At 67.6% G+C, this 19,601-nt stretch carries 19 protein-coding genes; 10 read left to right on the top strand and 9 right to left on the bottom strand.

The window, feature by feature from the left end:
- Positions 1-53: 53 nt before the first annotated feature.
- Positions 54-770, top strand: a complete 717-nt coding sequence (locus ACFC4D_RS43890) for an SDR family oxidoreductase (RefSeq protein ID WP_376072521.1) — start codon at positions 54-56, stop codon at positions 768-770.
- 56 nt (positions 771-826) lie between these two features.
- Here ACFC4D_RS43890 and ACFC4D_RS43885 read toward each other — a convergent pair whose 3' ends face one another.
- A complete protein-coding gene (locus tag ACFC4D_RS43885; protein WP_376072518.1) occupies positions 827-1,384 on the bottom strand; it encodes a PPOX class F420-dependent oxidoreductase in 558 nt (185 codons plus the stop codon).
- On the opposite strand from ACFC4D_RS43885, the gene ligA reads away from it, so the two are divergent.
- A complete protein-coding gene (gene ligA, locus ACFC4D_RS43880) occupies positions 1,368-3,446 on the top strand; it encodes an NAD-dependent DNA ligase LigA (RefSeq protein ID WP_376072515.1) in 2,079 nt (692 codons plus the stop codon). The two genes, ACFC4D_RS43885 and ligA, sit on opposite strands and share 17 nt — an antisense overlap.
- A gap of 48 nt (positions 3,447-3,494) precedes the next feature.
- A complete protein-coding gene (locus tag ACFC4D_RS43875; RefSeq protein ID WP_376072512.1) occupies positions 3,495-3,995 on the top strand; it encodes a GNAT family N-acetyltransferase in 501 nt (166 codons plus the stop codon).
- Positions 3,996-4,180: 185 nt separating this feature from the next.
- Here ACFC4D_RS43875 and ACFC4D_RS43870 read toward each other — a convergent pair whose 3' ends face one another.
- The 3 genes from ACFC4D_RS43870 to ACFC4D_RS43860 all read right to left on the bottom strand — a co-directional run bounded on the left by ACFC4D_RS43870 (position 4,181) and on the right by ACFC4D_RS43860 (position 5,934).
- Positions 4,181-4,702: a hypothetical protein gene (locus ACFC4D_RS43870; protein WP_376072509.1), complete on the bottom strand. Its 522-nt coding sequence runs from the start codon at positions 4,700-4,702 to the stop codon at positions 4,181-4,183.
- Position 4,703: 1 nt separating this feature from the next.
- On the bottom strand, positions 4,704-5,117 hold the full coding sequence (locus ACFC4D_RS43865) for a hypothetical protein (protein ID WP_376072506.1): 414 nt from the start codon (positions 5,115-5,117) through the stop codon (positions 4,704-4,706).
- Positions 5,118-5,283: 166 nt separating this feature from the next.
- Positions 5,284-5,934: an amino acid-binding protein gene (locus ACFC4D_RS43860; protein WP_364630203.1), complete on the bottom strand. Its 651-nt coding sequence runs from the start codon at positions 5,932-5,934 to the stop codon at positions 5,284-5,286.
- Positions 5,935-6,210: 276 nt separating this feature from the next.
- Between ACFC4D_RS43860 and gatC the strand changes: the two genes are divergently transcribed.
- Both gatC and gatA read left to right on the top strand, forming a co-directional pair.
- Entirely contained in the window at positions 6,211-6,510 is a 300-nt protein-coding gene (gene gatC, locus ACFC4D_RS43855; protein ID WP_364632740.1) for an Asp-tRNA(Asn)/Glu-tRNA(Gln) amidotransferase subunit GatC, read from the top strand.
- On the top strand, positions 6,507-7,976 hold the full coding sequence (gene gatA, locus ACFC4D_RS43850) for an Asp-tRNA(Asn)/Glu-tRNA(Gln) amidotransferase subunit GatA (RefSeq protein WP_375954909.1): 1,470 nt from the start codon (positions 6,507-6,509) through the stop codon (positions 7,974-7,976). The genes gatC and gatA overlap by 4 nt, the downstream gene beginning before the upstream one ends.
- A gap of 87 nt (positions 7,977-8,063) precedes the next feature.
- Here gatA and ACFC4D_RS43845 read toward each other — a convergent pair whose 3' ends face one another.
- Both ACFC4D_RS43845 and ACFC4D_RS43840 read right to left on the bottom strand, forming a co-directional pair.
- Entirely contained in the window at positions 8,064-9,347 is a 1,284-nt protein-coding gene (locus ACFC4D_RS43845; protein WP_376072545.1) for an alpha/beta-hydrolase family protein, read from the bottom strand.
- Positions 9,348-9,778: 431 nt separating this feature from the next.
- The gene (locus ACFC4D_RS43840) at positions 9,779-10,741 is read right to left on the bottom strand and encodes a hypothetical protein (protein ID WP_376072503.1); all 963 of its coding nucleotides are present in this window, start codon (positions 10,739-10,741) and stop codon (positions 9,779-9,781) included.
- A gap of 166 nt (positions 10,742-10,907) precedes the next feature.
- On the opposite strand from ACFC4D_RS43840, the gene ACFC4D_RS43835 reads away from it, so the two are divergent.
- The 5 genes from ACFC4D_RS43835 (at position 10,908) to ACFC4D_RS43815 (ending at position 16,595) form a co-directional block, all read left to right on the top strand.
- Positions 10,908-12,125: a sensor histidine kinase gene (locus ACFC4D_RS43835; protein ID WP_376072500.1), complete on the top strand. Its 1,218-nt coding sequence runs from the start codon at positions 10,908-10,910 to the stop codon at positions 12,123-12,125.
- 186 nt (positions 12,126-12,311) lie between these two features.
- On the top strand, positions 12,312-12,971 hold the full coding sequence (locus ACFC4D_RS43830) for a response regulator transcription factor (RefSeq protein ID WP_364630215.1): 660 nt from the start codon (positions 12,312-12,314) through the stop codon (positions 12,969-12,971).
- 118 nt (positions 12,972-13,089) lie between these two features.
- Entirely contained in the window at positions 13,090-15,234 is a 2,145-nt protein-coding gene (locus tag ACFC4D_RS43825) for a protein kinase (protein ID WP_376072497.1), read from the top strand.
- Positions 15,235-15,516: 282 nt separating this feature from the next.
- A complete protein-coding gene (locus ACFC4D_RS43820; protein WP_364630221.1) occupies positions 15,517-16,398 on the top strand; it encodes a helix-turn-helix transcriptional regulator in 882 nt (293 codons plus the stop codon).
- Positions 16,395-16,595 carry a DUF397 domain-containing protein gene (locus tag ACFC4D_RS43815; protein WP_364630224.1) on the top strand — a complete coding sequence of 67 codons (201 nt, stop codon included), beginning with the start codon at positions 16,395-16,397 and terminating at the stop codon, positions 16,593-16,595. The genes ACFC4D_RS43820 and ACFC4D_RS43815 overlap by 4 nt, the downstream gene beginning before the upstream one ends.
- A 5-nt stretch (positions 16,596-16,600) precedes the next feature.
- On the opposite strand, the gene ACFC4D_RS43810 is transcribed toward ACFC4D_RS43815, so the two are convergent.
- From ACFC4D_RS43810 to ACFC4D_RS43800, 3 genes are all read right to left on the bottom strand, one after another.
- Positions 16,601-17,632, bottom strand: coding sequence for an ATP-dependent 6-phosphofructokinase (locus ACFC4D_RS43810; protein ID WP_364630227.1), 1,032 nt, complete (start codon positions 17,630-17,632; stop codon positions 16,601-16,603).
- 87 nt (positions 17,633-17,719) lie between these two features.
- Entirely contained in the window at positions 17,720-18,619 is a 900-nt protein-coding gene (locus tag ACFC4D_RS43805) for a hypothetical protein (protein WP_375954895.1), read from the bottom strand.
- Between the two features lie 100 nt (positions 18,620-18,719).
- Entirely contained in the window at positions 18,720-19,529 is an 810-nt protein-coding gene (locus ACFC4D_RS43800) for a hypothetical protein (RefSeq protein WP_376072494.1), read from the bottom strand.
- Positions 19,530-19,601 lie beyond the last annotated feature (72 nt).

Genomic DNA, 19,601 nt, shown 5'->3' with positions numbered 1-19,601 from the left:
ACACCGCCCGGGCCGAGAGTGAGAGGACAGTTTCCGATCGAAAGGCACACCCCATGTCCCTCACGGACCAGCACGTAGTCGTCCTCGGCGGTACCTCCGGCATCGGTTTCGCGGTCGCGGCCGAGGCCGCCGAACAGGGTGCGCGGGTCACCGTCGTCTCCAGCCGCGACGAATCGGTGAAACGCGCCCTGGCCGAATTGCCCTCGGGTGCAACCGGTCTCGTGGCCGATCTCGGCGATACGGCTCGGATCGGCGAACTGTTCGAGGAGATCGGCCCGTTCGATCACCTGGTCTACACCGCCGGTGAGGCGCTGCTGCTCTCGCCGCTCGCGGATCTGGATATCGCCGCGGCCCGAAAGTTCTTCGAACTCAGGTACTTCGGCGTGCTCGCCGCCGTCCAGGCCGCCGCGTCGCGGGTGCGACCCGGCGGTTCCATCACCCTCGCCACCGGTACCGCGAGCCCGCGCCCCGTACCCGGTTCCGCGGTGCCGTCCAGCCTCTGCGGTGCGATCGAGGCCCTGACCCGTGCTCTCGCAGTCGAATTGGCCCCGATCCGGGTGAACGCGGTCATGCCCGGCGTCGTTCGTTCCCCGCTCTGGGCGCTCCCGGAGGAGGTGCTCGCGGACTTCTACCGGGATACCGCGGCGAACACGCCGCTGGGCCGCGTGGGGGAGGTGCGAGACATCGCCCGGGCGTTCCTGTTCCTGCTGGAGCAGCCGCACGCGACCGGCAGCATCGTCACCCTCGACGGCGGCGCGGTGCTGGCCTGAGCCGAGGTGGGCGCGAGATCGGATCGCCGATCGCACGCGGTACCGGGCCAACCCGATCAGCGCGTCAGGCCGTAGGTGTGGTTCGGCCTGATCCGGACCACCGCGCGCCGATCGGCCACCATCGCCCGGCGGTAATCGTCCCAATCGGGATGTTCACCGCTGACCGCCCGGTAGTAGGCGATCAATTCCTCGACCGTGGCGTCATCGGGCTCGGCCGCCACGGGGGACACCTCGGCCTCACCCTCGAGGACCACGTACGACCAGAAGTCGGGACTGCTCACGTGCAGCGCGGCCCAGGGCTCCCGGACGAGATTGAAGTACTTGGCCCGATCCGCGGTGATCGAGATGCGGATCAGCCCGTCGTCCCCGACCCAGTGCGTCACATTCGACTGCTGCGGCCGCCCGTTCTTGCGAATGGTGGTCAGGATCGAGTTGTGCTGCGGGCGCGCGAATTCGATCGCGGTGGCGATGTCCATACCGCGGACAACCCGCCCGCCCGGACCGGTGTTCCCGGTCCCGGATAAATGTCCGCGCGACCCGCGCGACGTGCGGGAATGCTGCGCGAAGGTGTCGGTGGGCTGGGCTAATGTGCAGGTTGTGAGCGAATCGGGCATCGACATCACCCCGGCGAGTGGGGACGAGCGCGTGGCGTGGCAGCAGCTGGCGGAGCAGGTGCGCGATCACCAATTCCGGTACTACGTGCGGGACGCGCCGATCATCACCGATGGTGAATTCGATGAGCTGTTCCAGGCGCTGGTGGCCCTGGAGGAGGCGCATCCGGATCTGCGCACGCCCGATTCGCCGACCCAGGTGGTCGGCGGCGGATTCACCACCGAATTCGCGCCGGTGGATCATCTGGAGCGGATGTACTCGCTCGACAATGTGTTCAACGCCGACGAGATGCGCGCCTGGATCACCCGCGTCGAGGTGGAGACCGGAGCCGATACGCATTTCGTCTGCGAGGTGAAGATCGACGGCGTCGCGCTGAACCTCGTCTACGAGGACGGCAAACTGGTGCGCGGCGCGACCCGCGGCGACGGGCGCACGGGTGAGGATGTCACCCTCAATGCCCGCACCATCGACGATATCCCGCACGAGTTGATCGGCACCGACGAGTTCCCGGTCCCGAAATTGCTCGAGGTGCGCGGTGAGGCGTATATGACGCTCGCCGATTTCGAGAATCTGAACGCCTCGATCGTCGCCGAAGGTAAACCGCCGTACGCGAATCCGCGCAATACCGCCGCCGGATCGCTGCGTCAGAAGGATCCCGCCGTCACCGCGCGCCGCCGCCTGCGCATGATCTGCCACGGTTTCGGCCGCACCGAAGGCTTCAGTGCCGCATCGCAATACGAGGCGTACCGGGCGCTGGCGGCCTGGGGGCTGCCGGTCTCCGCGCACACGATTCGGGTCCAGGGCATCGAACCGGTGCTGGAGCGCATCGCCTACTGGGGTGAGCATCGGCACGATATCGAGCACGAGATCGACGGCCAGGTCATCAAGGTCGACGATTTCGCGCTGCAACGCCGCCTCGGCGCGACCTCGCGGGCCCCGCGCTGGGCCATCGCGTACAAGTACCCGCCCGAGGAAGCCACCACCAAACTCCTGGACATCCAGGTGAATGTCGGTCGCACCGGCCGGGTTACGCCGTTCGCGGTCATGCAGCCGGTGACGGTCGCGGGTTCCACCGTGGCCATGGCGACGCTGCACAATGCCTCCGAGGTGGTGCGCAAGGGCGTGCTCATCGGCGATACCGTCACCATTCGCAAGGCCGGTGACGTCATTCCGGAGGTGCTGGGTCCGGTGGTGGACGCGCGCACCGGCGATGAGCGCGAATTCATCATGCCCACGCACTGCCCCGAATGCGGTACCGAACTCGCCCCCGCCAAGGAGGGTGACGCCGATATCCGCTGCCCGAATCAGCAGTACTGCCCGGCGCAATTGCGGGAGCGGGTATTCCACGTCGCGGGTCGCGGCGCGTTCGATATCGAGGCGCTCGGTTATGAGGCCGCCATCGATCTGTTGAAGTCCGGCGCGATCGAGGATGAGGGCGATCTGTTCGCCCTCGATGAGGAAAAGCTGCTCGGCACAACGCTTTTCACCAATAAGAGCGGCACGCTGTCACAGAACGGCAAGCGGCTGCTGCAGAATCTGGAATCGGCCAAGGATCGCCCGCTGTGGCGGGTGCTGGTGGCACTGTCCATCCGCCACGTCGGCCCCACGGCCGCACGGGCTTTGGCGTCCGCGCTCGGCAGTATGGACAGCATTCAGGAAGCCACCGATGAGGAGCTGGCCGCCGTCGACGGCGTCGGCCCCACCATCGCGACCGCGCTGAAGGAATGGTTCACCGTCCAGTGGCATATCGATATCGTGGACAAATGGCGGGCCGCCGGCGTCCGCATGGCCGATGAGCGCGATGAATCCATCGAGCGCACTCTCGAGGGCCTGTCCATCGTGGTCACCGGTTCCCTCCAGGACTTCACCCGCGACGGCGCGAAGGAGGCCATCCTGATCCGCGGCGGTAAGGCGGCGGCCTCGGTCTCCAAGAAGACCGCCTACGTCGTCATCGGCGAGGCCCCCGGCTCCAAGGCCGCCAAGGCCGAGGAACTGGGCGTCCCCATCCTCGACGAAGCGGGCTTCAAACGCCTCCTCGAGGATGGCCCCGAAGCGGTCTCGTGATCGAGTGTCCAATGGTGTCGGGGTGTGGGGTTCGAGGATGGAGTGGTGATGAGTGACGCGGGTGTGACGATCCGGGATGTCGAGCCGCGGGAGTACGCGGCCGTCGGGGCGCTGACCGTGGATGTGTATGTCGGCGAGGGGCATGTGAACCCCGAGAGCCCCTATGTCGCGGAGCTTGCCGATACCGCGACGCGCGCCGCGAGCGCCGAGATCCTGGTGGCGGTCGCGGATGGCGACGTGGTCGGTTCGGTGACAGTGGCGCGCGCGGGCACCGAGTTCGCCGATATCGCCCGCGAGGGTGAGCTGGAATTCCGAATGCTGGTGGTGGGCAAGCAGGGTCGCGGGCTCGGCGTCGGTACCGCGCTGGTGCGCAAGGTGATCGATATCGCGCGCACGGAGGGCTGGCGGGCGGTGGTGCTGACCACCATGCCGACCATGCTCGATGCCCGCCGCCTCTACGACCGGCTGGGTTTCGAGCATGTGCCGGAACGGGATTGGAAGGCCATGAGCGGGCTGCCGCTGACGGTCATGCGACTACCGGTGAATTGATCCGGGAACGCGTGTGCCCGAGTCCATCGGAGCGAATCACGATGGACCCGGGCGGGGATCCCGGTCGAGGCAGGCAGCCCTGACAGGGGTGGTGCGGATCCCGGCCACAAGTGCGCCGGGATGACTGGGTCGGGCGGGTATGCCCCGGGTGGTGCTGTCGGGTGGGCATGCCCGGGTGGTGCGGACTAGGTGAGCACCCCGTCGATGCACAGGCTGGCGGTGCGCCAGGTCGGTGCGGGCTTGGGGGAGTCGAACTTCCAGTCCGAGATGGGCGTCGCGGCCTTCCACATCAGCCCGCCGCCCGGTATGCGCACCACCTGATAGACGTCATCGGTGCCCTCGATGAGCTGGTTGCCGGTGCAGTAGTCGTTGTAGGAGGTGCCGGGTTGCCTTGCGCCCGGGCTGAATTGGCCGAGCGGATTGGCGATCGCGCCGGGGGTGGCTGCGGTGCTCGCCTTGGCGGTCTTGCCCTCACCGAACCAGTAGGGCTCGTTCGCCTGGTTGCCACAGCGGTAGGTGGATCCGCCCGCGACGACGGTCTTGCCGACGGCATAGGGCTGTCCGGCCCACAGGCAGCTGGCCCCCGGGCGTGCGCCGCGGGTTTCGGCTTCGGCGGTGCCCGCGACGAAAGGTAGTGCGGCCGTGGTCAATACGGCGACGGCCAGCGGTGCGAGGGTGCGGCGGCGGGGCGCGATGGTGATGGTCATATCAGCACCAGCTCGCCTGGGCGCGGCAGACGGTCCAGCTGCCATCGGGATTCGCATTGGTATTCCAGGTGGTCTGATCGCCGCCATCGGGGCGATTGCGCGTGGGTTCGGGTGGGGTGGCGCGCATTTCGCGCAGGTACTGCTGATGTTGGTTGCGCAGTACGGGATTGGAGTCGGTGTGGTGGAAGCCCATCGGATCGATGGCGTGCATACCGGTGCCGCCCATATTCGGCGGAGCGTTGCGGCTCGGCGCGGAGCGGGTGCTGTCCCGGGCGCCGTCGTCACGGGAGAGCGATTCCGCGGTGGCGGCGCCCGCGGTGATGGTGGCGGCGGCGGTGGCGCCGATGACCTGTGCCAGGGTCAGGGTTACGCGGCGGAGGTTCGAGGTCGAGCGATTGTGCTGCATGGGCGTCATTGCCTCTCTGCTATCTACGTACCTACACCGTAGATGACCTACGTAGCTGAATAGTAGGTAAAAGCTGAGAAGATGGTCCCGAAACGATGACGGACGCGAAAACGCCTGCCGCACAAACGAATCGCGCCGGTGCGAGTTGACTCACACCGGCGCGATTCGAGAAGTACTAGCCCAATACGGTGGCGATTATCCCCGCGAGGTAGCCCAGCCGTGCCACTTCGGACGGCCGGAAATCGGGTCCGCCCGGGCGGCCCAGCAGCAGCACCTTGCCGGTATTGCCCAGCGGCGCGGCCGCCAGTTTGGTGTCCATATCCCGCCACAGCTCCGGCACCCACTCGCCCTCACCGTCGAGTACGGCGGGCTTCTCCAGGGGCATCCACGGGGCCTCGGCGGCCTGCGTGGACGGCGCGCTCTGGCTGCCGACCACCCGGTACGCGCCGGATGGGCCCATATCGATGACCGTGCTCCAGCCCACCCGCAAGACGCGGGGTACGCCGTCGACCAGCACCTGCAACCGGTCGTCGCGCGCATTGGCGACCTGGTCGATGAGTTCGAGCTCGCGATGCGTGTCCAGCATGCCCGAGTACGGGCGGAGCGAATCCACCTGTACATCGTGCAGCGACTCCGCCGCCGTGATGAGTGTGTCCGGAAGAGCGCCCGACGGTACCTCGACCACTATGTCGTCGATCGCGAAACCGTCACCGCGTTCGACGACATCCAGTGAAAGGATGTCGGCGCCCACGGAACCCAGCGCGAGTGCGAGCGAACCGAGACTGCCTGGACGATCCGGAAGTTGCACGCGAAGCAGGTATGACACGTGCCTTCCTTTCATTCCTCTGCGACCGAAACTTTCGGACGGGTACCCGAGTCCCGCAATATTTACACCCTCGGGTCATGGTTATCGAATCGAAGGGAACCGTGTGACCCGGGCCACTTACCGATCGGTCACCTATCAATTCGGGGCGTCTCCGATAACGGTATCGCGGGCCGTGATTCGGCGCCGGGCGACACCTGTCACCGCCGGTCCGACACGCCCCGCTAGGCTGTCACGAGTCGAATCACCATGCTCGAACCAGTCGAAAGGGGTCCCGCGGTGCCCGCCATCTCCAGGGACGAGGTCGCTCATCTCGCCCGGTTGTCCCGGCTCGCTTTGACCGATGACGAACTCGATCTGTACGCCGGTCAGCTGGATTCCATCCTGACCCACGTCGCACAGATTTCCGAGGTCGCCGCGGCCGATGTCCCCGCCACCGCCTCCCCGAATCCGGCCACCAATGTGACCCGCCCGGATGTGGTGCAGCCGTGCCTGACTCCGGAGCAGGCGCTGTCCGGCGCGCCCGCGGTCGAGGAGCAGCGGTTCCTGGTTCCGCAGATTCTGGGAGAAGGCGAATGACCGACCTGACCAAGCTGAGCGCGTCCGCGCTCGCGGAGAAGATCCATGCCCGCGAGGTGTCCTCGGTCGAGGTGACCGAGGCGCATATCGCGCGCATCGCCGAGGTCGACGGCGAGATCAACGCCTTCCTGCACGTCGCCGGTGAGGCCGCACTGCTGACCGCCGCCGAGGTGGATCGCGAAATCGCCGGTGGCAAGACCGCTTCCGCGCTCGCGGGCGTACCGCTCGCGCTCAAGGACGTCTTCACCACCACCGATATGCCGACCACCTGCGGGTCGAAGATTCTCGAGGGCTGGACCGCGCCGTACGACGCGACCGTCACCGCGCGACTGCGCGCGGCGGGCATCCCGATCCTCGGCAAGACCAATATGGACGAGTTCGCCATGGGCTCCTCCACCGAGAACTCCGCCTACGGGCCGACCCGAAACCCGTGGGACACCACCAGGATTCCGGGTGGTTCCGGCGGCGGATCGGCGGCGGCGCTGGCCTCGTACCAGGCTCCGCTGGCGATCGGCACCGATACCGGCGGTTCCATCCGCCAGCCCGCCGCGGTCACCGCGACCGTCGGCACCAAGCCCACCTACGGCACCGTTTCCCGGTACGGTCTGGTCGCGTGCGCGTCCTCGCTGGATCAGGGCGGGCCGTGCGGGCGCACCGTGCTCGATACCGCGCTGCTGCACGAGGTCATCGCCGGGTACGACCCGCGCGACTCCACCTCGCGCAATGTGCCGGTGGCCCCGGTGGTCGCGGCCGCGCGCGAAGGCGCGAAGGGTGATCTGTCGGGTGTGAAGGTCGGTGTGGTCAAGGAACTGCACTCGGACTCCTACCAGCCCGGCGTGATCGCCTCCTTCGATGCCGCCGTCGCACAGCTCAAGGATCTGGGCGCCGAGGTCATCGAGGTGTCCTGCCCGAACTTCGAACACGCCCTCGCGGCCTACTACCTGGTCATGCCGTCCGAGGTGTCGTCCAACCTGGCGCGCTTCGACGCCATGCGGTACGGCCTGCGGGTCGGCGATGACGGTACGCACAGCGCCGATCAGGTCATGCAGCTCAGCCGTGCGGCCGGATTCGGCCCGGAGGTCAAGCGCCGCATCATGATCGGCACCTACGCGCTGTCCGCCGGTTACTACGACGCCTACTACGGTCAGGCGCTCAAGGTCCGCACGCTCATCGCGCGCGACTTCGACCGCGCCTACGAATCGGTGGACGTCCTGGTCTCCCCGACCAGCCCGTTCACCCCGTGGAAGCTCGGCGAGAAGGTCAACGACCCACTGGCCATGTACCTCTCGGACCTGTGCACCCTGCCCACCAACCTGGCCGGGCACTGCGGCATGTCGGTCCCGTCGGGTCTCAGCGCGGACGACGGCCTCCCCGTCGGCCTCCAGATCATGGCCCCGGCACTGGCGGACGACCGCCTGTACCGGGTCGGCGCGGCCTACGAGGCGGCCCGCGGCGAGATCGCCTGACCCCTCCGATCGCGTAGCGCGATAAGCGAATTCGGCTCCCGGCTGACACTGTCAGCCGGGAGCCGTCGTTTGCGGGTCCGCGGTATGTCAGCAGCTGCCAAGTGCGCCACCCTGATCGGTGCCGTAGCGGTGGCCGTGACCGGCGGGAGCGTCAAGGGCGGCCAGCAGATCCGCGCTGGTTTGGAGGAAGCTCAGCATTGGGAGCCATTGCGGGACAGGGGCGTCCGGGCGGGTGCCGGTGAGATTAGGGGAGCTCCACAGTAGTGACGGGGACCAGTGCACGACAGGGTCGGAGGCGTTCGCGAGGATTGTCGCTCCGCCGCGATGGACATCGTTGGCGGGCGGTCCGGCCCACAGCACCGCGCAGGTGCGGCGGTCCTGTTCGGCGTCGGTGGCGAAGATCGAATTGCCGCCGAGCGCGCCCAGGCTCTGACCGTAGACGTAGAGCTTGGGCGGATGCGGGAGGGTCGAAATCCGTTGTTCCACAGCCGTGAACAGGGCTCGGGCGGATTCCTCGGCGGCCGCGCGACCGAACATGAAGGTGACCCAGCTGGGGGCGTCCGAGTACTGCACTCCCACCAGCGCCACATCGCCGCCGAACCGCTGATCCAATCCGGTGGCCGCTTCACCGTCGATCCACCCGGACCCGGTCGGCACCGTCACCACCAGGTTCGCCCGCTCCAACCCACCCGAGCGCTCCAACTCCCGAATCGCCAGCGCCACACGCGCGTTCAGATCCGGTGCCGAGTTCAGCCCCACATAGACCCGCACACTCTGTGCGGGCGATCCGGAGACGAACTTGCGCCCCTGCGAACCGAGCGAGGGCCAACTGGCCGCCGACACCGGACTCCCCGACCGATTCGGCGAAACCGGCTGCACCAGCGTCGGATCCACATAGGCATTGGCCGCCGCATACGAGGCCTTGCGCCAATCCACCACGGTGGGCACCACTACGAACTGCGCCGTCACCGCGAGGGCGACCAACGCCAGCAGACTCCGCAACCGACCCAATCGCCGTACCGCCCAGCGAATTCCGAGGCAGATCCCGACCACCAGCGCGACGATGGCCGCCGACCACATCGCCCACTGCACCCAGTACAGGGGACCGACCGGTGAGACATCCATCGCATCCCGCAACCGGTTCTGCCAATGCTGTGCCCACGCCATCGCGACCGCCGTCACCGGAACCACCGCCACCAGCGCGGGCAACCGCACACGCTCCCGCACCGTGCCCCGCTCGAACCCCATCCGGCGCACAGCGATTCGGCCGAGCCCGACCACGCCCAGACCGATCAGCACCAGCAGTGCCGTCACAATCCCCTGCGCCGAAGGAGTCCGTGGCAACAGTCCCGGAGCCAGCGACGCCAGCACTCCGAAACCGACCCCGAGCGTCGTTCCTGCCCGTGGCCAGCCGAATCGCCAAGGCGCACGTCCGGTTTCGGATATGGATTCGAGCCGCCCGGACTCACGAACCCGCTCGTCCCGGGAGACCGCATCCGGCCTGCTTCCCGCGTCCGCCCGTGCGGTGGCAAGTGCGCTCAACGCTGCCCCGTCCGCGCCTACTCGACCGTTGCGCCGGGTATCGGTCGTCGCGAGAGTGACGTCGCTCCGCTCGGCTCCGCTTCTTCCGGGTCTATGGCCGCCGCCCTCGCGTTGGGCCGGCGCCGCGGCGGTGGTTGTCGAATCGGCTACGACGCCTGCGCCACCGGATGTATTCGCCCGCGGTGAATCGGGTCGCGCGGCATTCTCGCTCTCGGGCCGGTCACCCGTTCGCGCCGACTCGGACTGTTCGATGTGTGTGCTCACAGCGTCACCGCCTGTACCAGGGGCATGCGCGAAGTCGATGCCGAATTGATCGCAGTCGGCAGCGAGCGGCGCGACCTGCGGGCGAAGAAGGTTGCGGTGGCGGCGAATACGGCCGCCAGGAGGCCGAAGGCGCTGTAGCGGACGATGGGGGAGGGCGCGTTATCGGTGGAATCGAACATGGCCTCGTGGACGGGGACGCCGTAGTCCTGGCGGGCGGAGTTCAGGTCCACGAAGGTGGCGGCGACTCCGGCCATGAGCTGGCACTGGGCGCGGGACAGGGCGTCGGAACGGGTCAGGCAGGATTCGTGCATGCGCTGATCCAGTGCGGCGTCGGCGGTTTGGCGCGCCCACGGGCCCAGGGGCTGGCCGTGTGCGTCGGCGTAGCGGAGCATGTCGTAGCCGAGATCGTGTGCCTTGCAGGCGGTATCGAACTCGCGGGGGAGCGGGATGGGGGAGGAGCAGTCACCGTTGGGGTTGACCAGCATGCCCGCTTCGATGACCGGGCGGTAACCGAACTCCGCGACGAAGCTGTCCGCGATAGCGCTCGGATCCGGCTGCGTGGCAGTCGATTCCATGATCCCGATGCGGGCAGCCGCGTCCTCGGCGATCACCGGCGCGGTCGCGGCGGCTCCCGCCGACGGCGCGAAAGCCACTGCGACGGAGAACAATACGGTCGCCGCACCCGCGAGCATGCCGACCCGGTGCAGTCGGCTCGCGCCCGGAGCATCAGCGCGTCGTGCATGGGTGCCGGAGCCCGGCAGATCCGCTGCCTCATCGTGGCGGCGCTGTGTGTGATCCGCGGTGGCCGCGATCGGCTCAACGGTGTGATCGGTCGCGAAGCGGCCTGCGCGCTGGCCGTTGTCAGGGGTGGACATGCCTGCGACGGTGGTGCGGCTTGCGCCGGCTGCGGGCTGGGTATCCAGGTCCGGAGTGCCCGGGTGGGACGGGAACGCTCTCATGGCCAAGACGCTAGGAATGCGGGTGACCGGGGGGCTTCACGCTGCGGGGGTGTTCGGTGGTGGGTGAGGTGGGGGAGGGCGGGGTGCGAGTGATACCGGGGTAGGGGGTGCAAGATGAGCCGGGGGTATGAGGTGCAAGCGCCGGGAGTTCTCTACCGTCGAGGGCATGGTCGGTAACTTGGGCAAACGGGTGAATTCGGGGCGAGCTCGGCAGTGGGTCGACATCGTCACGGTGTTCGTCGCGCTGGTCTTCATGGCGGTGGCGTGGCCGACACTGCAGCTCACCCATCAGGTGCCGGCGGCGGCGATGCCGTTCATCGCCGGATTCGCGGCCTTCCCGGTGCTGCTGGTGCGGGTGAATCCGGCGCTGGGCTGGGCGGTCTCGGCCGGATCGGCACTGCTCATCTCACTGGCGGTGCCGCATCAGCCGGGTAATACGCTGCCGTTCCAGGTGGTGCACATCCTGTCGCTGTTCGTGCTGGTCTTCGCGGTCGCGGTGCGCGCGCCCATGCAGATCGTCGGCGTGGCCTGGATCGCGACCTCCCTGCTGATGGCCACCACCATGGCCCAGACCGGGGACAGTTTCGCCGAGGCCGGATTCGGCTGGCCCATCGCCATCACCGGGCTGGTGATCTTCGGCCTGCTGGTGCGCTGGGTGGTGGTGTCCCGGCAGCAGCTGCTCAAACAGTCCGAGGAGACCGAACTCGAGCGCGCCCGCCGCGCGATCCTGGAGGAGAAGGCGCGCATCGCCCGCGATCTGCACGATGTGGTCGCGCACCATATGTCCATGGTGGTGGTGCAGGCGCAGACCGCGCCCTATCGCATCGAAGGGCTCTCCCCGGCCGCCTGCGAGGAATTCGAATCCATCGGTTCGGGAGCGCGCGCCGCCCTCAACGAGATTCGCGGACTGCTGGGCGTGCTGCGCAGTGACGGGCAATTGCCCGAGCACGCACCGCAACCCACCGCCACCGATGTGCTCGCCCTGCTCGAGGGCGCGCGCCGCGCGGGGGTGCCGCTCACCTGGACCATCGACGGGAATCTGGACGCGATCCCGGATACCACCGGTCTCGCGCTGTATCGCATCGCACAGGAATCGCTGGCCAATGCCTCCCGGCACGCACCCGGCGCCCCGGTCTGGGTGCGCATCACCACCGCGGCCGCGTTGAATCTGTCCATCGCCAATGATCGCCCGCACAGCGCACCGCATACCGATCACGTCGGCGGCAGCGGTATCGCGGGTATGCAGGCCCGGGCCGTCGCGGTCGGCGGCAATCTCACCGCCGCACCGCGTTCCGACGGTGGCTTCGAGGTGCGGGCGGAGCTGCCGCTGACGCCCGGCGTCGCCACCGTGAGCGGGCGGGCGGATCTGCACCCCGCGATCTGATTCGTGCGATTCGCGTCCCTCGCACCACTCGTGCGGGGGACGCGTTCGCGTGTGGAGGGGCATCGCCGGGCACGCTCGGCGATCCGATTCGCCGGATATCGCGGCGCGTCGGGGTGCGAAGTCGATGTGGCTGAGGCTCTCCGGCGCGTGGCGTGGCAAACTCGGTTGGGTGCGTGAGGTGGGACTGTGGCGATAACGGTGTTGATCGCCGATGATCAGGCGATGGTGCGTGCGGGTTTCGGCGCGCTGCTGGCGGCGCAACCCGATATCAGCGTGATCGGGGACGCCCCCGATGGGAAAGCCGCTGTGGCGGAAGCGAAACGGCTGCGCCCGGATGTGGTGCTGATGGATGTGCGCATGCCGGAGATGAACGGGCTCGATGCCGCGCGGGCGATTCTGTCCGCCAATTTCGATCCGCCGGTGCGGGTGCTCATGCTCACCACCTTCGATATCGACGATTACGTGTACGAGGCGCTGGGCATCGGCGCGAGCGGATTCCTGCTCAAGGACGCGCCCGCCGAGGAACTGGTGCGCGCGGTGCGGGTGGTCGCCGCCGGTGACGCGCTATTGGCTCCGACGGTCACCCGCCGGCTCATCGCCGATGTCACCAAGCGCCGCAATCGCCGTGCGCCCGCGCCCGCGCTCGGGGTTTTGACTCCCCGCGAGCGGGAAGTGCTGGAACTGGTCGCGCGCGGGTTGTCCAACGCGGAGATCGCCGAGAATCTGTTCGTGGCCGAGCAGACCGTGAAGACCCATGTCTCCAAGGTTTTCGCCAAACTGAATCTGCGTGATCGCGCGCAGGCGGTGGTACTGGCGTACGAATCCGGACTGGTGACACCGGGCTGAAATCGGGCCGGTCGGACGGTATTTTGCGCGGTAGGCTCACGGACTCGAACGTCACCGGAAGGGGGTCGTCACAGTGTTGAACAACGGTGACGTATTCGCCGGTTTCACAATCGAGAGGATGCTCGGTCAGGGCGGTATGGGGTCGGTGTTCCTGGCCAGGCATCCCCGGCTGGGGCGGCTCACCGCACTCAAACTGCTGAATCGGGAACTCTTCGCGGACAGGGAGATTCGCGCGCGCTTCGAGCGCGAGGCGGATCTGGTTGCGCAGCTGGATCACCCCAATATCGTCGAGGTGTACGACCGCGGCACCGAGGATGAGCAGCTGTGGATCTCCATGCAGTTCATCGACGGCGTGGACGCGGCCGGGGTGAATGTCACGCAGTTGCCGCCCGAGCGCGCGGTGCAGATCATCGAGGGTGTCGCGGACGCACTCGATTACGCGCACGCACGCGGTGTGCTGCATCGGGATGTCAAGCCCGCCAACATCATTCTGGCCCGGGCGGTCGCGGGCCACGGTGAGCGCGTCTTCCTCACCGATTTCGGCATCGCCCGCCTGCGCGAGGATTCCACCCATCTCACCCAGCGCGGCATGTTCACCGCCACCCTGGCCTACGCCTCCCCGGAACAGATGACCGGCGGCCACCTCGACCACACCACCGACCAGTACTCCCTGGCCTGTGCCCTGTACTGGCTCCTCATCGGCGCGGGCCCCTACGACTCCCCGCATCCGGGCGAACTCATCCGCGGCCACCTCCAACTCCTCCCGCCCCCGGTCTCCCTGCGCCGCCCCGGCCTCACCCAGGCCATGGACGCCGTCCTCACCAAGGCCATGGCCAAACGCCCCGCCGACCGCTTCCCCTCCTGCTCCGATTTCGCCAAGGCCGCCCGCCACGCCCTCACCAACACCACCCCCATCCACCCGGGCACTCCCTACACCGTCGCACCGCCGATCTACGGCGCACCCCCCGTCGGCGCCTACCCCGCCCCGCCGGGCTACGCCCCCGCCCCGAACTACCCACCCCAACAGCCCCAGCCCTACCCGCCCGCACCGCAGCCCTATCCCGCACCCCAGCAGCCGGGGGCTCAACCGGGACAGGCGTATTCACCCGTTCCGCAGCCGGGTGTGGCACCCGGCCAGGCATATGCGCCCGCCCAGCAGCCCCCCGGCGCGGCACCTGTTCCACCGCAGCCCCATCCGGCACCCCAGGTCCCCGGAGCCCAGCAACCGGCGCAGCAGCCCGCCGCACCGAACTATCAGGTTCCGCAACTGCCTCCGGCCCAGCCCGGTGCGGACGCCTCGGTTCCGCCCGGTTCCGGGCCGGATCAGTCAGCGCCACTGGATGATTCGGCGTTCCGCCCCACCGACTCCTTCCCGACGCATCGCGCTCCCGCGGATTCGCCGTCGCCGGACTCGGCGAGTCCCGCCGGACCCACCGCACAGGATCCGGCCGCGACGGATTCGGATCGATCCGCGACCCCGGAACCGCCGGATTCGCCCCGCCAGCTGACGGCCCAACCGCATCCGCCGACGAACCCGGACATTTCCACTGGTCCGACGGATTCATTCCCCACTCGAAGGGCAGATGCCGAATCCCCTTCCGCGAGTTCGGAATCCTCGTCGTCCGACAGTGAGTCATCGCATCGCTCCGATGCGCCGGGCACGGCACCGGGTAGCGAGGCGGGAGAACCGGATTCGTCTCAGGCTGAGGAGTCCGTGCCGGTAGAGACCGCCGCCCCCGCGCAATCGGGTGGTTCGGACAGCGTTTCGCTCACATCGGGTGAATCCGCGATTGAACGCACATCGGACTCGGATTCGGATGGCGCATCGTCGTCTGCGGGCGCGGCCGGGAAGTCGTCCGGCTATCCCGATGCGGCGCAGCGGAATCCGGAGTCCGGGGCGTTCGTCCCCTCGGCCGGAAAGGGTGCGACCCCGCCGAGCCAGCCTGCTGTGGTTCCCGACGCCGCGGATCCGGATCGGGTGTGGGCGCGCGGCCCCGGCGCGGGCGTGCCGCCGAGCGAGCCCGTCCAGGCCTCGGATCCCAGCGCGGTTTCGTCGGCCGAACCGGCCCGAACTCCGGACCTCGGACCGGTGCCACCCGCGCCGCAGTTCATTCCGCCCGGCTTTCCGGTGAATTCCGCTCCGCCGCAGCAGGTCCCGGAATCGGTCGGCAGATCGCAACTCACCGCCCTGGTGGTGCTGGCCGTGGCCGCGCTGGTGCTGCTGTTGCTCCTGGCTGTCGTCGTTGTACAGGTGGCCGGGTAGGCGCTGTCACTGTGCCCGGTCGCGGTTCGGGTGCGGCCGGCTGGAATTGGCGCGCGGTGCGACTCGCGGGAGTTTGTGGTGCGCCCGGCTCGGGGACGAGTGGGTCCGAAATCAGGGCTCCGGCTCTCGCCGGGCGCTGTTCCAGTCCAGCATTGGGGGGTGCGGGCGGGCAATGGAATTCGCGTGTCGGCGGAAAGTTTGTGAAACCTCCAGGTCGGCATTCATATTGCGTGGGAGCATCGTTCACAGTGACCGAAAACCGCCTTCGCGGGGGAGGACTCGATGTCCGATCATGGTTCTACGCTGCCGCGCCGCCAGTTGGGGCGATACCTGCGCGAGGGGCGGATGCAATGCAATATGACCATTGCCGAAGCCGCTTCGATGATGGAGTGGAGCGAGTCGAAACTACAGCGCCTGGAGACCGGAAACGCGGAAAAGATTCGCGTACTGGACATTCGGGAGTTATGCCGCATATATGACTTCGACGATGAGTTCAGTTCCGCCGTCATGGGTCTGGCCCAGCAGGCCAGTGTCAAGTCCTGGTGGCACGAATACGACGACCTCATTCCCGAGGGCTTCAATGTCTATGTGGGCCTGGAGGCCTCGGCGCGCAGCCTGGTCTCCTATCAACCCGATCTCATCCCCGGACTGCTGCAGACCACCGATTACGCACGCGTCCTGATCAGTGATTACTGGCCGGATGCTGAGGGCGGCGACATCGACCGCAGAGTGCAGTTGAAGATGCGCCGGCAGTCCCTTTTGACCAGAAAACGCAATGCCGCCAGCTTCACCGTAATCGTCCATGAAACGGCATTACGCCGGGTCGTGGGCAGTCCGAGGATCATGTCCGCACAGCTGCGACGCGTCGCGGACATGTCGACACTCCCGACGATCGCTGTGCGTGTACTACCCTTCTCCGCGGGCGTCCCGATCGGCCATACCGTGGGGCCGTTCGTGATTCTGGATTTCGGCCGGGACACAGTAAACCGACCGGTCGAACCCACCGTGGTGTACCTGGAGAACTTTCTCGGCGACCTCTATCTGGAAAAGCAGGCCGCGGTCGAAAAGTATCGCCAGGCATACCAGGCTCTCCAGCACTCGGCGCTGGATGAGGCCAGTAGTAGGGATCTGTTGCGCAAGGCAGCGAAGGAGTACGGAACGTGAGTGACGAACCGTCCGGCAACAGGTGGTTCAAGAGCGCCCGCAGCACCGGGGCGAAGGAGTGCGTGGAGATCGCATTCCTGGAAACAGGTGTGGGAGTTAGGGATAGCAAGAATCCGGCCGGGCCCGAATTGCTATTCGGGCCCGCCGAATGGGACAGATTCACCGCCGCACTGCGGCAGGGGCGTTTCGAGGTGTAACGGGATCAGCCGAAGAAAGCGGCGGCTTCCCGATAGCGTTCCTGCGGAACGAGTTTGAGCTGTTTGGTCGCCTCGGACAGTGGCACCAGTTCGATTTCGGTGCCGTGCGCCGCGACCATCTGCCCGAATTGACCGGCGTGCACGGCTTCTGCCGCATGCACGCCGAAGCGAGTGGCCAGCACCCGGTCGTACGGGGTGGGCGTACCACCGCGCTGCACATGCCCCAGCACGGTCACCCGCACCTCTTTGCCGATGCGCCGTTCGATCTCCGGCGCGAGCTGCTGCGCCACACCGGTGAAGCGCACATGCCCGAATTCGTCGATGCCGCCGTCGCGCAGCGCCATGGACTTCGGATCCGGATGCGCCCCTTCGGCGACCACGCAGATGAAGTGCGAATCCCCGCGCTGGAAGCGCCGTTTCACCATGGCGCAGACCTCGTCCACATCGAACGGCACCTCGGGCACCAGGGTCAGATGCGCCCCGGAGGCGATACCGGAGTTGATGGCGATCCAGCCCGCGTGCCGTCCCATCACCTCGACCAGCATGACGCGCTGATGCGATTCCGCGGTGGTGTGCAGCCGGTCGATGGCCTCGGTGGCGATGGCGATGGCGGTGTCGTGCCCGAATGTGGTGTCGGTGCAGTCGATATCGTTGTCGATGGTCTTGGGGACGCCGACCACCGGGACGCCTTCGTCGGCGAGCCAGCTGGCGGCGGTCAGGGTGCCCTCGCCGCCGATCGGGATGAGGGCGTCGATTCCGTTGTCGTCCAGGGTCTGTTTGATGCGGGGCAGTCCGGCGCGCAGTACGTCCGGATTGGTGCGGGCGGTGCCGAGGATGGTGCCGCCCTTGGTGAGCAGCCGGTCGGTGCGGTCATTGTTCAGAATCTGGATCTTGCGATCCTCGAGTAGCCCGCGCCACCCGTCCTGGAACCCGACGATCGCGTCGCCCCAGCGGCCGTTCGCGGTGCGAACGACAGCTCGGATCACCGCGTTCAGTCCAGGGCAGTCTCCGCCTCCGGTCAAGACTCCGATGCGCATGGCGTCTATCTTGCCCCGAGTCGGGGTCGCGGTGGGGCGCGCCCCCGTGAACCGCTGGTTAAGAGGCCCTCAGCGCCCGCGCAGAGTTCAGCACTTACCGCCGCGCAACTCGCTCAGATGCGAGTCGATCAGCCCGGCGATCTTGGTGAGCATGGCCGTGCCGTCATCGAAGGACCCCGAAGCAGGCTGCGCGGCAATCGCGATGGCCACCTGCCCGCCGCTGACCGGAATCAGCCCGAACTGCCGGACCAGATAATCACCGCTGGTATCGGGCCCCCAGCCGCCCTTGAACTGCGCTCCGCTGAGCGTGCCCAGCCCCCAGCGCTGTCCGGAGCTGATCTTGCCCATCAGCGAGGTGACCGAATCCGATTGCGGCAGACAGGGCAGATGCGCGGCGAAGGTGAGCTGATCGGCGATGGCCCATTCGGCCTGTCCGAAAGCCGAGTAATCCGAACGGGAACGGTTCGCGGGCACCTTGGTGGTGTTGTCGCCGCCCTCGCGCAGCACATCCTGCACCGCCTGCGCGGCGACCTCCGGCGTGCCCAGCGACTGCCACAGCATATCCGCGGCGGCATTGTCGGAGTTGGTGATCGCATTGCTGGCGGCCCCGGTATAGCCCGGATTCGCGCGCAGCGCGGCGAGGGTGAGCGGCACCTTGATCGAGGACCAGGCGGGCCCGACGGTCCAATCCCCGAGTGTCATGGCACGATCGCTGTTCACCGGCAGAATCGCCAGCGCCACTTTGCCATTGAGGCTCTGGCGTAGCTCATTCTCGAAATCCCAGGCCAGCGTGCCCGGCATGGCCGCCACCAGCGTGGACGGGAGTGAGCCGGGCGCCTTGGTCGCGGCGGTGGTCGCGGTGGGGACGATCGCGGGCTTGCTGGAGCATCCGGCGGTCACCAGCAGGACTGCCGCGCAACAGCTCACGATCGCGGCCAAGCGTCCGCGCGGCGAATATGGTGCGTCCACCCGGGTTACCTCCATCATCTCCGGCGAGTCCCTGTTTCCTAGCGGACTCACCGGTATGCGTCAATCTCGAGGATGCTCTCTCAACCTCGAGAATTGCGGTGCCGCCCGGGGCTTTCCGTCAATGTGAGCAGAGCCCGCCGTGTAGGTCGGGCAGGTGATCGCCGAGCAGCAGTGCCATCTTGTCCATCATGTCGGTGGCATCCTCGAAGCTGCCGGACGTGGGTTCGGCGGCGAGCGCGACGGCGATCGGACCGGCCAGCGTCGGGATCAAACCGAACTGGCGCACCGTGTAATTGCCGGTGTCGTCATCGGGTCCCCAGCCGCCCTTGAACTCCGCGCCGATCAAGCGGCCCAGACCCCAGCTCTGGCTCGGGGTGATCTCACTCATCAGTGAGACAACCGAATTCGCGCGCGGCAGGCACGGCAGCTTGGAGGCGAACTTCACCTGATCGGTGAGCGACCAATCCGTCGCGCCGAAGGCGAGCAGATCATCCGAGCCCAGGGTGGCCAGACGGGTATGGCGCGCGGCCACATCGGTGGTGGCGTCGCCCGCCTCGCGCAGGATCGACTCGACCGCGGCCGCTGCCTGCGAGCCGGTGCCCAGCGAGGTCCAAAGCGTTTGCGCCGCATCGTTATCGGAGAAGGTGATGGCGGCTTCGGCCAGCTCCCGCAATCCGATCGGATCCTGGCGCATGGCGGCCAGCGCCAGCGGCACCTTGATGGTGGACCAGGCGATGCCGGTGGTCCAGTTGCCCAGCACCGTCATATCGCCGCCGCCCACCGGCATCACCGCGAGTCCGACGCGACCGTCCAGCGCGGACTGCAGATCCGCGAAATCCGCTGCGAACGTAATCGATTTCGGCAGTCCGAACATATCCGGGAAGTTCGGCGCGATCATCGACAGACTCGGCGTCTCGGTCGTCTCCAAAGCGGGCGGGACCTCCGCGGAGCCCGTGGCCGGCGCATCCGCCGAACTCACGTGCATCGCGCACGCCGATAC

It is taken from the genome of Nocardia sp. NPDC056000, from assembly GCF_042269265.1.
In the GTDB taxonomy this organism is placed as follows: domain Bacteria; phylum Actinomycetota; class Actinomycetes; order Mycobacteriales; family Mycobacteriaceae; genus Nocardia.
Note: the sequence above shows the minus strand (reverse complement) of the source record. Positions and strands in the feature narration are given on the sequence as shown.

Excerpts from the sequence above, each read along its gene's own strand:
- ACFC4D_RS43890 (WP_376072521.1), top strand. The coding sequence starts at position 54 with ATGTCCCTCACGGACCAGCACGTAGTCGTCCTCGGCGGTACCTCCGGC.
- ACFC4D_RS43885 (WP_376072518.1), bottom strand. The coding sequence starts at position 1,384 with ATGCCCGATTCGCTCACAACCTGCACATTAGCCCAGCCCACCGACACC.
- ACFC4D_RS43875 (WP_376072512.1), top strand. The coding sequence starts at position 3,495 with ATGAGTGACGCGGGTGTGACGATCCGGGATGTCGAGCCGCGGGAGTAC.
- ACFC4D_RS43870 (WP_376072509.1), bottom strand. The coding sequence starts at position 4,702 with ATGACCATCACCATCGCGCCCCGCCGCCGCACCCTCGCACCGCTGGCC.
- ACFC4D_RS43865 (WP_376072506.1), bottom strand. The coding sequence starts at position 5,117 with ATGACGCCCATGCAGCACAATCGCTCGACCTCGAACCTCCGCCGCGTA.
- gatA (WP_375954909.1), top strand. The coding sequence starts at position 6,507 with ATGACCGACCTGACCAAGCTGAGCGCGTCCGCGCTCGCGGAGAAGATC.
- ACFC4D_RS43840 (WP_376072503.1), bottom strand. The coding sequence starts at position 10,741 with ATGAGAGCGTTCCCGTCCCACCCGGGCACTCCGGACCTGGATACCCAG.
- ACFC4D_RS43835 (WP_376072500.1), top strand. The coding sequence starts at position 10,908 with ATGGTCGGTAACTTGGGCAAACGGGTGAATTCGGGGCGAGCTCGGCAG.
- ACFC4D_RS43825 (WP_376072497.1), top strand. The coding sequence starts at position 13,090 with ATGCTCGGTCAGGGCGGTATGGGGTCGGTGTTCCTGGCCAGGCATCCC.
- ACFC4D_RS43820 (WP_364630221.1), top strand. The coding sequence starts at position 15,517 with ATGTCCGATCATGGTTCTACGCTGCCGCGCCGCCAGTTGGGGCGATAC.
- ACFC4D_RS43810 (WP_364630227.1), bottom strand. The coding sequence starts at position 17,632 with ATGCGCATCGGAGTCTTGACCGGAGGCGGAGACTGCCCTGGACTGAAC.
- ACFC4D_RS43805 (WP_375954895.1), bottom strand. The coding sequence starts at position 18,619 with ATGATGGAGGTAACCCGGGTGGACGCACCATATTCGCCGCGCGGACGC.